This is a genomic window from Hydrogenophaga sp. L99 (assembly GCF_058731905.1).
The window spans coordinates 24,538-37,433 of record NZ_CM178972.1; the positions used below are offsets into that span (position 1 = coordinate 24,538).

9 protein-coding genes and 2 pseudogenes are annotated in these 12,896 nt (G+C 65.2%); all 11 read right to left on the reverse strand.

All coding sequences use genetic code 11. The features are described from left to right. Positions 1-7: 7 nt before the first annotated feature. The 11 genes and pseudogenes from AC4QBL_RS00085 to AC4QBL_RS00135 all read right to left on the reverse strand — a co-directional run bounded on the left by AC4QBL_RS00085 (position 8) and on the right by AC4QBL_RS00135 (position 12,857). A complete protein-coding gene (locus AC4QBL_RS00085) occupies positions 8-1,474 on the reverse strand; it encodes an efflux transporter outer membrane subunit (RefSeq protein WP_472907561.1) in 1,467 nt (488 codons plus the stop codon). A gap of 102 nt (positions 1,475-1,576) precedes the next feature. Continuing rightward, positions 1,577-5,032 carry a DEAD/DEAH box helicase family protein gene (locus tag AC4QBL_RS00090; RefSeq protein WP_472907562.1) on the reverse strand — a complete coding sequence of 1,152 codons (3,456 nt, stop codon included), beginning with the start codon at positions 5,030-5,032 and terminating at the stop codon, positions 1,577-1,579. Further along, positions 5,029-5,262, reverse strand: a complete 234-nt coding sequence (locus tag AC4QBL_RS00095; protein WP_472907563.1) for a helix-turn-helix domain-containing protein — start codon at positions 5,260-5,262, stop codon at positions 5,029-5,031. Before AC4QBL_RS00095 ends, AC4QBL_RS00090 begins: the two co-directional genes overlap by 4 nt. 242 nt (positions 5,263-5,504) lie before the next feature. Further along, a complete protein-coding gene (locus tag AC4QBL_RS00100; RefSeq protein WP_492131618.1) occupies positions 5,505-5,921 on the reverse strand; it encodes a hypothetical protein in 417 nt (138 codons plus the stop codon). A 167-nt stretch (positions 5,922-6,088) separates the two neighbouring features. Beyond that, a complete protein-coding gene (locus tag AC4QBL_RS00105) occupies positions 6,089-7,348 on the reverse strand; it encodes an AAA family ATPase (protein ID WP_472907565.1) in 1,260 nt (419 codons plus the stop codon). A gap of 35 nt (positions 7,349-7,383) precedes the next feature. After that, complete coding sequence (locus tag AC4QBL_RS00110) at positions 7,384-8,562, reverse strand: restriction endonuclease subunit S (protein ID WP_472907566.1); 1,179 nt, start codon at positions 8,560-8,562, stop codon at positions 7,384-7,386. Further along, positions 8,559-10,163, reverse strand: coding sequence for a class I SAM-dependent DNA methyltransferase (locus AC4QBL_RS00115; RefSeq protein ID WP_472907567.1), 1,605 nt, complete (start codon positions 10,161-10,163; stop codon positions 8,559-8,561). The genes AC4QBL_RS00110 and AC4QBL_RS00115 overlap by 4 nt, the downstream gene beginning before the upstream one ends. Positions 10,164-10,230: 67 nt before the next feature. Next, positions 10,231-10,608, reverse strand: a complete 378-nt coding sequence (locus AC4QBL_RS00120) for a hypothetical protein (protein WP_472907608.1) — start codon at positions 10,606-10,608, stop codon at positions 10,231-10,233. A 24-nt stretch (positions 10,609-10,632) separates the two neighbouring features. Further along, a pseudogene (locus AC4QBL_RS00125) lies at positions 10,633-10,725 on the reverse strand (mechanosensitive ion channel domain-containing protein); the annotation flags it as partial. Positions 10,726-10,841: 116 nt separating this feature from the next. After that, a pseudogene (locus AC4QBL_RS00130) lies at positions 10,842-11,339 on the reverse strand (hypothetical protein); the annotation flags it as partial. A gap of 21 nt (positions 11,340-11,360) precedes the next feature. Further along, positions 11,361-12,857 (reverse strand): AMP nucleosidase, encoded by a 1,497-nt coding sequence (locus AC4QBL_RS00135; RefSeq protein WP_472907568.1) that lies wholly within the window; start codon positions 12,855-12,857, stop codon positions 11,361-11,363. Between the last annotated feature and the right edge of the window lie 39 nt (positions 12,858-12,896).

Consider the following 12,896-nt stretch of genomic DNA (forward strand, 5'->3'; position numbering starts at 1 on the left):
GGCGGGCTCAGCGGGTGGCGGTGGAGCGTTCGCTGGGTGGGGCCGCAGCGCTTTCAGGCGTCCAGCCGCCGCCCAGGGCTTTGTACAGGCGCACCATGTCGGCGCTCAGGGTGGCCTGGGTGCTGGCCACGCTGTCCTGGGTGGACAGCAGCGTGCGCTGGGTGTCGAGCACGGCGCGGAAGTCGATCAACCCGCTTTCATAGCGCTGGCGGGCCAGCAGCTCGGCGTTGGCCGCTGCCGCGCTGGCGGCTTGCAGCCGGGCCAGGCGCTCGCGGTTGCCTTGCAGCGACACCAGCGCGTCTTCCACGTCTTGCAGCGCGGTGAGCACCGCGGCCTGGTAGCCCACGCGCGCCTGCTCCAGCGCGGCTTCTTGCGAGCGCACCTGGGCGCGGGCCGCACCGCCGTCCAGCAGCGGCACCGACACGCTGGCCAGCAGCGAGTTGGCCACCGACGCGCCGTTGGTCAGCGCGCCCAGCGTGAGCGCGCTCAGGCCCAGCGAGCCGCTGAGGCGAAAGCTGGGGTAGCGCGCCGCGTCGGCCGCAGCCACGCGAGCCAGCGCGGCGCTCACGCGGTGCTCGGCGGTGCGCACATCGGGGCGCTGGCGCAGCGTGTCGGCTGGCAGGGCCAAGGCCAGATCGGCTGGCGCCTGCGGCACCGGGGCGGCGGCGGATAGCCGGCTTTGCAGGGCGCCCGGGGCTTGGCCAGTCAACACCGCCAGGCTGTTCAGCGCCTGAGCAATGCCGGTTTGCAGCGCCGGAATTTGCGCTGCGGTTTGCTCGCTGGCGGCCACGGCCTGCTCCACGTCCAGCGACGACACCAGGCCCGCCTGCCCACGCCAGCGCGTGATCTGCAGCGTCTCGGTTTGCGCCGCCAGGTTGCTGCGCGCAATCGCCAGCCGCGTTTGCAGGCTGCGCAGCTCAATGGTGGTCACCGCCACTTCGGCCGCCAGCGACACCTGCACGTTGGCCAGGCTGGTGGCGGAAGCCTGCACGTCGGCCTCGCTCGCGCTCAGCGCGGCGCGGTTGCCGCCAAACACATCGGGTTCCCAGCTGGCATCAAACCCGGCCTGAAAGCTGTTGGTGGCGTCGTTGCCGCCCGACTTGCCCCGCCGCGCCGAGCCCGTGGCGCCCACCGAAGGCCCCATGCCGGCTTGCTGCACATCGCGCTGCGCCCGCGCTTGCTGCAGCGCGGCCTGCGCGCTGCGCACGCTGGTGTTGGCCTGCAGGGCCTCGGTCACCAGCGCGGTAAGCGTGGGGTCGTTGAAGCGCTGCCACCAGGCCGCCAGGTCGGTGGCGGCTTGGCCAGCCGCCGCCGGTGGCGTTGCGCCCAGCCAGGCGGCGGGCGTGGGCGTTTCAGGCAACGGGGCGGCAAGCGGCGCCAGGCTGGCACAGCCCGACAGCAGCAAGCCAGCCAGCAGCGCCACGGCCAAGCCGGGCCGCTGGTTTGGTAAGGGGGGATTCAAGAGGGCGTTCATGTTGTTCATTCAGCATACGTTGTATGCAGCGCCTCCATTGTGCGCAGGCGCACACAACTGAGCGTGAGCGTGGGGTGAAGTTCCGGTAAAGCACCGGGGGCATCAGGCCGCCAGTGCGGTCGCCCTGATGTGGTGCAGCGTCTGAAACAGCTGGTCTACCTGTGCGGTGGTGAACAGGCCGTCCGGCCCTTGCGGCGCGTAGCCCGTGAATGGTGGCTCATACAGCAAGGCCGGGTCCACCACACCGCGCTCGGTCAGGTGGTTCACCACCAGGTTCAAAAACTCCAGCTGGTTGCTGCCCAGCGCTTTGTCTTGCAAAAAGCCACCCAGTGCCTCGGTGGCGGCTTGCCGGTCCAGCCCCACCAGCGAGCGCACAAACAGGCCCAGCCCTTGCGATTCGGCCGCTGCGCGCTCAAAGTCTTGCGGGCTGCCGGTGCCGCTGGCGGCCAGCATGCGGTCCAGCTCGGCCAGGTCGGCGGGCGTGAGCGGCAGGTTGCGGCGCAGCTTGTGCAGGGCCAGGTGGTCTTCGTGTGCGCGCAAAAAGGCGCGCACCTTGGCCCGAAAGCGTTCAAAGTCCCCTGCGCTGCCGCCCAGCGGCAACACCACTTCAAGCAGCTCGCCCAACTGGTCTTCAAAGTCGGTGTAGATCACCTTGCGCGCCGTCTTGTCGATCAGCTTCACAAGAGAGCGCAGGTGGCGCCGCGCCTGCTCCAGCATCGGCAGCGTCACGTCCACCCACCAGGCCTCGCCCGCCACCGCCTCGATCAGCACCGCGTGCTTCTGCACCTCAGGAATGTTGCCCAGCTCCAGCAGGCGGTCGGCCAGGTCGCGCACCTTTTTGGCCAGCCGGTCAAAGCCCGGTTCTGCGTTCAACAAGCCCAGCTGCAGCCGCAGCATCAACAGGTCGAAGCGCTTGGCGTCTTCGTCTTCGTCGCGCACCGCGCTGGGCAGGCCCGAGAGGTGCACACCCACGTCCACCAGCTGCTCGCTGCTCGGGCGCGCCCAGGCGCCGGGCGTGGCCCAGGTTTCCACCCACTGGCGCTTGGGCCGCACCACAAAGTTGTCCAGGCTCATGCCCGCCACAATGGCCTGCAGCAGGTTCGCCGTGTCGCGCCGCATACCGGCTTCGGTCAGACGGATTTCGCTGCTTGCGTCCGCATCGCAGGCCTGTTCGCCGGTCGCGGTCAGGCGCTCGTCCAGGCCGGCAATCAGCGCCAAGCGCGTGTTGAACAGCCGTTGCCCCAGCGGCTGCGCCAGCGCGCCGTCGCTGCCTTCGAGGTTCTGGCTGAAAAATTCCAGGTTCTGGCAGAAGTCGAACACCAAAAAGTCCGTTTTGTCCTGCCCCGGGCCAAACAGGTTTTTGCACAAGCGCGTGCCGCGCCCCAGCATCTGCCAGAACTTGGCCTTGGACCGCACGATCTTGAACAGCACCAGGTTCACCACCTCGGGCACGTCGATGCCGGTGTCCAGCATGTCCACCGAAACCGCGATGTGAGGCGCCTTGTCCTTCATGGAAAAGTCGTCGATCAGGCTCTGCGCGTAGTCGGTCTTGAAGGTGATCACGCGCGCAAACTGCCCCGCGTAGTGCGGGTAGTTGGCGTCAAAGCGCTCGGCAATGAACTTGGCGTGGGCATGGTTCTTGGCAAACACGATGGTCTTGCCCAGCCGGTCGCCGCCCGCCACCTTGTGGCCCCGGGTCATCAGCGTTTCCAGCACCTTGTCCACCGTGTCCTGGTTGAACAACCATTTGTTCACCGCTTCGGCGTTCACCTCGTCGGGTACGGTGCCGTCTTCGTCCCACTCCAGTTCGTCCCACTGCTCGCGCTCGGCCTCGCTCAGCTCGGCGTAGCGAATGCCCTCGCGCTGAAACCGCAGCGGCACCGACACCGTTTTGGGCCGCACCAGGTAGCCTTCTTCGATGGCATCGTCCAGCCCGTAAGCGTCGGTCGGCACACCGTCTTCCAGGCCAAACAGGCCATAGGTGTTGCGGTCGATCTCGTCCTTGGGGGTGGCCGTCAGGCCCACCAGCAGCGCGTCGAAGTAGCCAAAGATCGCGCGGTACTTCTGGTAAATCGAGCGGTGCGCCTCGTCCACCACGATCAGGTCGAAGTGGCCCACGCCAAAGCGGCGCTGGCCGCCGTTCTTGTCATCGCGCGCTTCGTTGATCAGGCCCATCATGGTCGGGTAGGTGCTCACATACACCCGGCCCTCGGCGGTCTTGTCGGTCACCAGGTTCACCGGCACCGCCTCGGGCAGGTGCGCCTTGAAGGCGTTCACCGCCTGGTTCACCAGCGCCACGCGGTCGGCCAGAAACAGCACCCGCTTGGCCCAGTGGGCGCGCATCAGCACATCCGCCAGCGCAATCACCGTGCGCGTCTTGCCCGCGCCCGTGGCCATCACCACCAGCGCCTTGCGTTGCCGGTCCACCTCAAAGGTTTCACTCACGCGGCGAATGGCGCGCAGCTGATAGTGCCGCTCCACCATGGCCGGGTTGATGGTCATCGCCGCCAGGGGCTTGCGCGTCTGCCGCCGCTGCACCAGCAGCTGCAGCTCGTCCTTTTTGTGAAAACCTTGCACCACGCGCGGGGGGTATTGGGTGTCGTCCCAGAACACGTGCTCGTAGCCGTTGGTGCAATAGATCAGCGGGCGCTGGCCGAAGCGCTGCTCCAGGCAGTCGGCGTACAGCTTGGCCTGCTGCTGGCCGGCGCGCGCATCGCGCCGCGTGCGCTTGGCCTCCACCACCGCCAGCGGCAACCCGTCGTCGCCCCACAGCACGTAGTCCACGTAACCCACACCCTGGTTGTTGGGCATGCCGCGCACTTCAAATTCGCGGTCTCTTGCTTGGTTCAGCGCCCAGCCGGCTTCCTTGAGCAGCAGGTCGATGTACAGGTCGCGCGTCTGTTCCTCGGTGTAGTCGTGCGTGTCGGGCTGGGCGGCGTTGGCTGCCTTGCTCGCAGCGATCTCGGCGCGCAACTGCGCCAGCTCGGCGTCCATCGCTGCGTTGCGCTGCTGCGCAGCCGCCAGGGCCTCGTCGTGCTCGGCCAGTTCGGCGGCCAGCCGTTGCAGCTCGGCCGGGGTCTTGGCGCTCTCCGGTTGCAAGGGCTGCGCGGGCGGCAGCAGCTCGGCGCGAAACTGCAGCGCCGGCTCGGGCCGCGCAGCCGCGCTGCGCCCGTAGTGCCGCGCCAGCCAGAACGCCACCTGAAACAGCTCGCGCAGCACCGCCAGCGCGTCCGCGCCGCTGATGGGCCGCGTGCTGTGCGCCGCGCTGTTGCCCTGGCGGCGAATCACGTCCATCTTCGCGTGCAGCGCCGGGCCCACCAGCAGCTTGAAGCTCGGCTCAAACAGGTGGGCCGACAAGTCCGCCTTGTAAGGCAAACGCAGCGCGCCGCCCGCGCCACCCTCGGCCCGGTAGAGCCAGGCCACCGCCAGCTCCAGCGTGCGCCGCGCGTAAAAGCAGGCGGTGCGCGGGTCCGCGTGGCAGGCCGCTTCGGCGCGCTGCGCCTCGGCCAGCAGCTCGGGCCAGCCGGTGTGCAGAAAGGCGAAGTTGGTTGCGGTCATGTGTGCGCTTCGTCTTTCCATCCGGTCAAAGTCAGTGACAAGCCCAGGCCGTGGGTCAACAGGGTCAGGCGTTCCAGCGAGCACCGCTCGGGGTGGGTTTCGGCGTCACGAATGAACGATGGGCTGACATTGCACACCGCCGCCGCCTGATTCCTGGACAGGCCCTGTCGCTTGCGTTCTTGGCGCAGACCGGTGGCCAGTTCGTTGAATGAGCGCGGGGTGATCTGCATTTTTGACCTTTTAAGGTCATTTTCAGTGGGTTGTGCGACTTTGAGCGTGGTTTTGACCTCTTGGGGTCAATTTTCTTGAGGCCTGTGGCGTTCTATAGCTTCTAAAACATGTCCGTCAGCCATAAATGGTTTGCGTGTCTGTTTTATAAGTTGTTGTTTTTATTGACTTCTTTGGATCTATAAAGGATTTTATAAACCGAAGTTTTGGTGTCGCCACGCTATAGGTGTGCGCCCGCAATCGGTCAGCAGGCTTTGCCCGGCGCCTCTGGTTGAGTCTCCACCGCCTCCGCGATCAAAGGCGCCACGTCGCGCAGGCCTTCCAGGGACAGCTTCCCGGCGAGGTACATCTGGTACCAAGACCGACGCCACCGGATGATGCGTTCCCCATCGCGGAGCTTGAGCCGGGTCAGGGTGAATTCCGCCTTGGCCTTGTGGCTCTTGGGCACGGCGTCTGTCACCACCAACTGCAGCGACGGCAGCAAAATCTTGAACCAGCCAGGCTTCACTTCCTGTGGGTCGAGTACCGTGGCATCCGCGTTGCGCTTGGATGAATTGAGCGTGTTCGACGCAAAGCGGTAGTTGCTCCATTCGTACGCCAGCGCAGGGTGATTTTTAAAGCTCAGGTAATGGTCCACCGAGCCGCCTGTCGGGTCCAGCATGGCGGCGTATCCGCAACGGTTCCCGTAGGCTTCGCTCAGTGTTGCCGTGTAGGGTTCCCACAAGGCCTTCGGCCGCTTCGCACCCGGATTTGCCTTGAGCCACAAGTCGCCCGGCGTCTTCACCTTTGCATCAAACCCCGTGGGTTTTTTGACCTTGGCTACCCCGATCACGCGCGGGCTCCCTTTGCGCCTCGAACCGCCTGGGTGTGTATGAGCCAGCGCGGCCAGAAGTCGTCACCAGCGGGCAGCAGCTTCTGTAACTGCGCGTGAATTGCCTTCTTGGAATCAAGTCCGGGAGGCAAGGGCTTTTCGTCGCGCATGAACGCCTCGGCCGCCTCAATCGCCTGCTCGGCCTCCATGGACCGGGCCTGTTCCAGACCAAACGTTTCGGACACCAGCCAGTTTGTCACGTCGCCCTGCGTGGCCCATCCGCCCTGTTCCAGTTTGACCAGACCGTCCACCAGAGAAAGGTGGATCAGGTCGTCCATCGCTGCGTCAAACAAGGGCTCAATTGAAGCGGCTACCAGCGGCGCATGCGTCGCCACCAAGACCTGGGGCGGCGTGCCCTTCGACCCCCGCAGCTCGTCAACGGCCTTGAGCATGCTGGGCACAATCGTGCGCTGCCAGCGGGGGTGCAAGTGCGTTTCGGGCTCGTCAAACAAGATCACAAAGCGGTCTTCGGGCTTTTTGCCCAGCAGCTTCGCCGCCACACCATGCTCGTGCCAGGCCCACACCAGAAAGTACACCAGCGCCAGCACGCGTCGCACACCCGCCGAGGCCAGGGCAACCGGTACCGTCTGGTTACCCACCAGCAGCGTCGGGCGGTCGCGCCCCTCACCAATAAACACCCGCTGCGGCGGGCCAGCACGCAGAGGCTCCAGCGGGGGCGACATCACCTCCAGCACCTTCTCCAGTGCACGAAACTGCGGTTTGCGCCCCTCCTGCCAGTTCACCCAGTCGCGTTCCAGTCCCTCGCACACCCGCTGGCCATTCACCTCCAGGCCGTTCCACACGTCATCGGCCTTGAAGTGGTATGCGTCGGGGCGTGCCGGGTCGGTGCGCCAGTAGTTGCGTGCCGGGTCCCAAACCGAAAAGCCACCGTCGATGCGGATGTACACCACGATGCCCGGCATCACCGGCCGGGCAGCGGGCAGTGGCCAGCTGCCGTCGGCCTTGGAATAGGTGGAGCTGATCACCTTGGGCGCAGCCGCCTTGCCTTTGATGCCGAATTCCACGGACGCCTTTTTGGACGACATGGGCAACGCGGCCGAGCCAGCCCAGGTGCGCGTCAGTGCCCACCAGGCAAGGTCCAGCAGAAAACTCTTACCCAGTCCGTTGTCACCCGCAATCAGGTTCAGGCGTGGCGCCCAATCCACTCGCGTGCTGGGAGACAGGCCGACGTTGGAGAGCTGTAGGTACTTGAGCATGTGGGGCCTCGTAGCAGGGATACCGTGAATTTACTTCAGAGCGTGCCGGCAAAGGCGCGCTGCTGCAGCGAGGCGAACAGGGCGTCGGCCTCGGCCAGGGCGGCGCGGTGCTGGGCCTTCAGGGCTTCGATGGCCTGGACGCGGGTGGCGAAGGTTTGTTGGAGGGGGAAAGAAAAGTTCGGTATTGGAATGGCTCCAAGCCCCTCGGTGTTGATGTTGTACTGCCCTGCAGATGTCTTGCAGTGAGAGCGCAAAGAGCGCCTTCCTTCGCCCGCAGACAGATATTGTTGAAGAACTGAAGGGGTGCACGCGCGCTCGTTGAGTCGTGCACGAATCAGATACGAAGCGTAGATAAATGAACCAGGATCGAAGCCTGTGTTTGAGACCGACGCCCGGTCAAAGACTGCGCACCGTCCAACGTAGTCAGGATTTCCGTTGGTTCGTACAAATAGAAGGTCACCGTCCAGGAGGCGTAGCCGCGAAAACTCTGCTTCGTCCACGGCCACTGTTTTCAGTTCATCCAGATCAAGAGCACCACTGGCTACGTTTGGAATGCGAAGTGCAGGAAATCCGGTTTGACCCGATTTTTCTGATGTTCCATAGCGAAAACCTTCGACCAAGTCTCCCAGCGTATCTGTCGGCTTTCGAGCCAAGTCCGCTTGGAACATGTCGAGGAAGAGGGACTGGGTGAGGCTGTCGAGTTGGGCGAGGGCGGCGCGGCGCTGGGTTCGCAGGGTGTCGGCCTGGTCCAGGATGGCGGCGATGCGGCGTTGTTCTGGGAGGGGTGGGAGCGGGATCTCAAAGTTCGCCAGCACGCGGGGGCTCAGCCTTGGCAGGTTGGCACCTGTAGCGCGGGAGTTCGCAAAGTCCACCATTCCCGGTTGGCGAAGAAAGTGCGAAAGGTAGTCGCGATCAAGCAGCGGACCGGGTTTGATCGGGAGAATGTCCGTGCTGCAAACGCCTGCGAAGGTGGGGCGCGCAATCTTGGCGAGATAGGGGCGCAATTTTCCGTATAGCAAGTGCTCTTCGGTGAATGCAAATTTGCTGCTCGCCAGTTCGCCACCATCAACAGCACGGACGTCTAGCAAGGTACCGCCAGACTGGATGTTCTCCAAGCCCACGTAAAACGTTCCATCCCGTATATCTGAGGCCGCGACGCTATCGCGCTCAATGTCCGCAACCTTTTCGAGCGCGACTGTTTCCCAGCCGATCACTTCAATATCTCCGCCAGTGCCTTCGTCCCCAGCGCAATCTCTTCCTCCAGCCGCGCCAGCTCGGCCAGGATCTCGGCGGGCGCGCGGTGGTTCACCTGTTGGTGCACCACTTCGCGGTAGCGGTTGAGGCTGAGGTCGTAGCCGTTGGCGGCGATGTCTGATTTGGGGACGAGGAAGCTCTGGGCGGTGCGGGGGCGTTCGCTTTCTGGGGATGTGTGGGCGGGCGTGCCCTCACCCCCGCCCTCTCCCAGGGGGAGAGGGGGTGAAGTCAGGGACTGCCAGCGTTGGAGTACGTCGGGCAGGTTGTTTTTGGCGTGTTCGGCTTCGGTCAGGGCTTGTGCCGGGCGGGTGCCCAGTTTGTCTTCGCTCAGCAGGGGCTGGCGTTTGTCGTCCAGGCTCCAGCCGTCGGCCTGCAGGTCGTAAAACCACACGTGGTCGGTGCCGCCGCTGTTGGTCTTGGTGAAGAAGACGATGGCGGTGCTGACGCCCGCGTAGGGCTTGAACACGCCGCCGGGCAGGCTGACGATGGCGTCGAGCTTCTGGTCTTCCACCAGCATCTGGCGCAGTGTTTTGTGCGCGGTGCTGCTGCCGAACAACACGCCGTCGGGCACGATGACCGCGGCCCGGCCACCGGGCTTGAGCAGGCGCAAAAACAGGGCCAGAAACAGCAGCTCGGTCTTTTTGGTCTTGACGGTTTGCAGCAGGTCCTTGGCCACGTTTTCATAGTCGAGGCTGCCGGCGAAGGGTGGGTTGGCCAGCACCAGGCTGTAGCGGCCTTCTTCGCTGCCGTGTTCCTGGCCCAGCGAGTCGCGGTAGGTGATGGCCGGGTTTTCCACGCCGTGCAGCAGCATGTTCATGCTGCCAATGCGCAGCATGGTGTTGTCGAAGTCGTAGCCGTGAAACATGCCGTGGTTGAAGTGCTGGTTCAACGCCGGGTCGTGGAACAGGCTGGCGTGCTGTTCGCGCAGGTGTTCACCCGCCGCCACCAGAAAGCCGCAGGTGCCGCTGGCGGGGTCGCAAATGGTGTCGGTGGGGGTGGGCGCGGTCATGGCCACCATCAATTGAATGATGTGCCGGGGCGTGCGGAACTGGCCGTTTTGCCCTGCGCTGGCGATCTTGCCCAGCATGTATTCGTAGAGGTCGCCCTTGGTGTCGCGGTTGTCCATGGGCACGGCGTCGAGCAGATCGACCACCTTGGCCAGCAGCGCGGGCGTGGGGATGGTGAAGCGCGCGTCTTTCATGTGCTGCGCGTAGGTGGAGCCGTCGTTGCTGCCATTCACGCCCAGCGTGCGCAGCATGGGGAACACGTGTTCGCCCAGGGTTTCAAACATCTCGGCCGGCGCTTCGTTTTTGAAGCGGCTCCAGCGCAGCGTGTCGTAATGGCGGCCTTTGGCGTCGTGCCCCAGCGGGAAGATGTGCCGCGCCATGGGGCGGCCCAGGCGGTTGGCCTTGTTTTCTTCGAGGGTGTGCAGGTCGTCGAGCCGGCGCAGAAACAGCAGGTAGGTGATCTGCTCGATGACTTCGATGGGGTTGGCAATGCCGCCGGACCAGAAGGCGTTCCAGATCTGGTCGATTTTGCTTTTGAGTTCGCCGGTGAGCATGGGGGTTTCTGGGGTTCGCTAGAGGGACAACCCCGGGAGCTTAACCGTGCCGGCCCGGCGGGCGCTGTCAGTCTGGCGGCGGCTCGGCTGGCGCTGGCGTGGCCAGGTGCAGCGTCTGCGTGGGAAAGGCGATTTCGGCGCCGCGCGCGGCCACGATGCGGCCGATGCGCAGCAGCACGTCTTGTTTGATGGCGTGAAACTCGACCCAGACGGTGGTCTTGGTGAAGGCGTAGACCATGATGTCGAGCGAGCTGGCGCCAAAGCCGGTGAAGTTGACGATCAGCGTCTGGCTGATGTCGATGGCTTCGTGGGCCATGAGCATGGCCTTGATGTCGGCCACCACGCCTTCGACCTGCGCGAAGTCGTCGTAGCGCAGGCCCACGGTTTCTTTCAGACGGCGGTGGCTCATGCGCGATGGGTTTTCCACCACGATGGTGGTGAACACGGCGTTGGGCACGTAGATGGGGTTTTTGTTGAACGCGCGGATGCGGGTGTGGCGCCAGCTGATGTATTCGACCGTGCCTTCAATGCTTTTGTCGGGTGAGCGAATCCAGTCGCCCACGCTGAACGGCCGGTCGAGGTAAATGGTGAGGCCGCCAAAAAATTGGCCAGCAGGTCGCGCGCGGCCAGACCCACCGCGATGCCGCCCACGCCGCCCAGCGCCAGCAGGCCGCCAATTTGGAAGCCCAGTGTGTGGGCGACGGTGATGACGGTGACGACAAACACCACCAGCCGCACCAGCCGCACCAGCTTGCTCAGCGCCGTGGCGGTGGTGACGTCGAAGTCGCCACCGTCTCGGGTGCCGCGCTGGATGCTGGTTTGCGTGACCTCGCCCACAAAGTGCCACAGCATCCAGGCCACGCTGACCACGATGCCGATGTTGCGCCATTGCAGGGCGTCGGCCAGCAGCTCGGGCTCGGGCCATTGGGTGTTGAGCACGCGCGCCATCCAGCCCAGGCTGACCAGCCACAAGATCAGCCGCAGCGGTTTGCTGGCGGCGTTGAGCAGCGCTTCGTCCCAGTGGTTGGTGGTGGTTTGGGCCCAGCGGGCGGCCTGCCTGAGCAGCAGGCGCACGCCCTGGTTGACCAGCAGTGTCAGCGAGCCAATGGCCAGCAGCGTGACGAGCCAGAGGTCCAGGCCCACGGCCTGTTGCAGCCGTTGTGCAAGTTCGTTCATGAAACCGCTGCGCTGCTGCGCTTACTGAAAGGCCACTTCGGCAAAGCTGCGCAGCTTGCGGCTGTGCAGCTGGCCCACGCCGCCCTGGCGCAGCAGCTCCACCGCGCGGATGCCGATGCGCAGGTGCTGGTCGACCCGCTCGCGGTAAAAATGGTTGGCCATGCCGGGCAGCTTGATCTCGCCGTGCAGCGGCTTGTCGCTCACGCACAGCAGGGTGCCGTAGGGCACGCGAAAGCGAAAGCCGTTGGCTGCGATGGTGGCGCTCTCCATGTCCAATGCCACGGCGCGGCTCTGGCTGAAGCGGCGCTGGGGCTTGTTGTCGGGCAGCAGTTCCCAGTTGCGGTTGTCGGTGCTGGCCACGGTGCCGGTGCGCATGATGCGCTTGAGCTCGTGCGGCGCCACGCCGGTCACATCGGCCACGGCGGCCTCCAGCGCGAGCTGAATTTCGGCCAGCGCCGGAATGGGCACCCACAGCGGCAGTTCTTCGTCGAGCACGTGGTCTTCGCGCACGTAGGCGTGGGCCAGCACGTAGTCGCCCAGCTGCTGGCTGTTGCGCAGACCGGCGCAGTGGCCGAGCATGAGCCAGGCGTGGGGGCGCAGCACGGCAATGTGGTCGGTGATGGTTTTGGCGTTGGCCGGGCCTACGCCAATGTTGACCATGGTGATGCCGCTGCGGTCGGCACGCATGAGGTGGTAGCCCGGCATTTGCGGCAGGCGCGGCGGCTGCGTGCCCAGCTCGTCGCCGGTTTCCGCTGGCAGGCCCGCGCGGCGCGTCACCACGTTGCCGGGTTCGACAAAGGCGATGTATTCGCTGGCCGGGTTGGCCATTTCGGCGTGCCCGAGGCGGATGAACTCGTCGATGTAGAACTGGTAGTTGGTGAAGAGCACGAAGTTTTGAAACCACTCGGGCGCGGTGCCGGTGTAGTGGCGCAGGCGCTGCAACGAATAGTCGACCCGGGGCGCGGTGAACAGGGCCAGCGGCTGCGCCTCGCCGGGGCGCGGCTCGTGCGTGCCGTTGGCAATGCCGTCGTCCATGGCGGCCAGGTCGGGCAGGTCAAACACGTCGCGCATGAGGGCGCGGCGCGGCGCGCTCAGGCTGCCTTCCACATGGTCGTGCTCGGCAAACGAAAAGTGGATGGGAATGGGCTGGGTGCTGGTGCCCACTTCAAGCTCGCCGCCGTGGTTGGCCAGCAGCAGTTCAAACTGTTTGAGCAGGTAGCCGCCGTACAGGTCGGGCCGGGTGAGGGTGGTTTCAAACCGGCCGGGGCCGGCCACAAAGCCGTAGCTCAGGCGGCTCTGTGGCCCCGTGCCCTGGTGCGACACGCTGTGGGTGTGCAGCCGCACAAACGGGTAGCAGGCGCGCACGCGCACGCTGCTGAAGTCTTGGCCGGCCACAAAGTCGCGCATGGCCACGCGCAAAAACGCGACGTTGTCGCGGTAGATGCGCTGCACCTGCGCCAGCGCGGCGGCGGGTTCGCGAAAGAAAACCGGGGCGGTAAAGTCGGGTGTCTTGTGCATGGCGCTATTGTGGCGCCGCCACATGACAACCCGCCGATG

What these genes read in the sequence shown, in the direction of transcription:
- AC4QBL_RS00085 (WP_472907561.1), bottom strand. Translation starts at nt 1,474, where the DNA reads ATGAACGCCCTCTTGAATCCCCCCTTACCAAACCAGCGGCCCGGCTTG.
- AC4QBL_RS00090 (WP_472907562.1), bottom strand. Translation starts at nt 5,032, where the DNA reads ATGACCGCAACCAACTTCGCCTTTCTGCACACCGGCTGGCCCGAGCTG.
- AC4QBL_RS00095 (WP_472907563.1), bottom strand. Translation starts at nt 5,262, where the DNA reads ATGCAGATCACCCCGCGCTCATTCAACGAACTGGCCACCGGTCTGCGC.
- AC4QBL_RS00100 (WP_492131618.1), bottom strand. Translation starts at nt 5,921, where the DNA reads ATGCTGGACCCGACAGGCGGCTCGGTGGACCATTACCTGAGCTTTAAA.
- AC4QBL_RS00105 (WP_472907565.1), bottom strand. Translation starts at nt 7,348, where the DNA reads ATGCTCAAGTACCTACAGCTCTCCAACGTCGGCCTGTCTCCCAGCACG.
- AC4QBL_RS00115 (WP_472907567.1), bottom strand. Translation starts at nt 10,163, where the DNA reads ATGCTCACCGGCGAACTCAAAAGCAAAATCGACCAGATCTGGAACGCC.
- AC4QBL_RS00135 (WP_472907568.1), bottom strand. Translation starts at nt 12,857, where the DNA reads ATGCACAAGACACCCGACTTTACCGCCCCGGTTTTCTTTCGCGAACCC.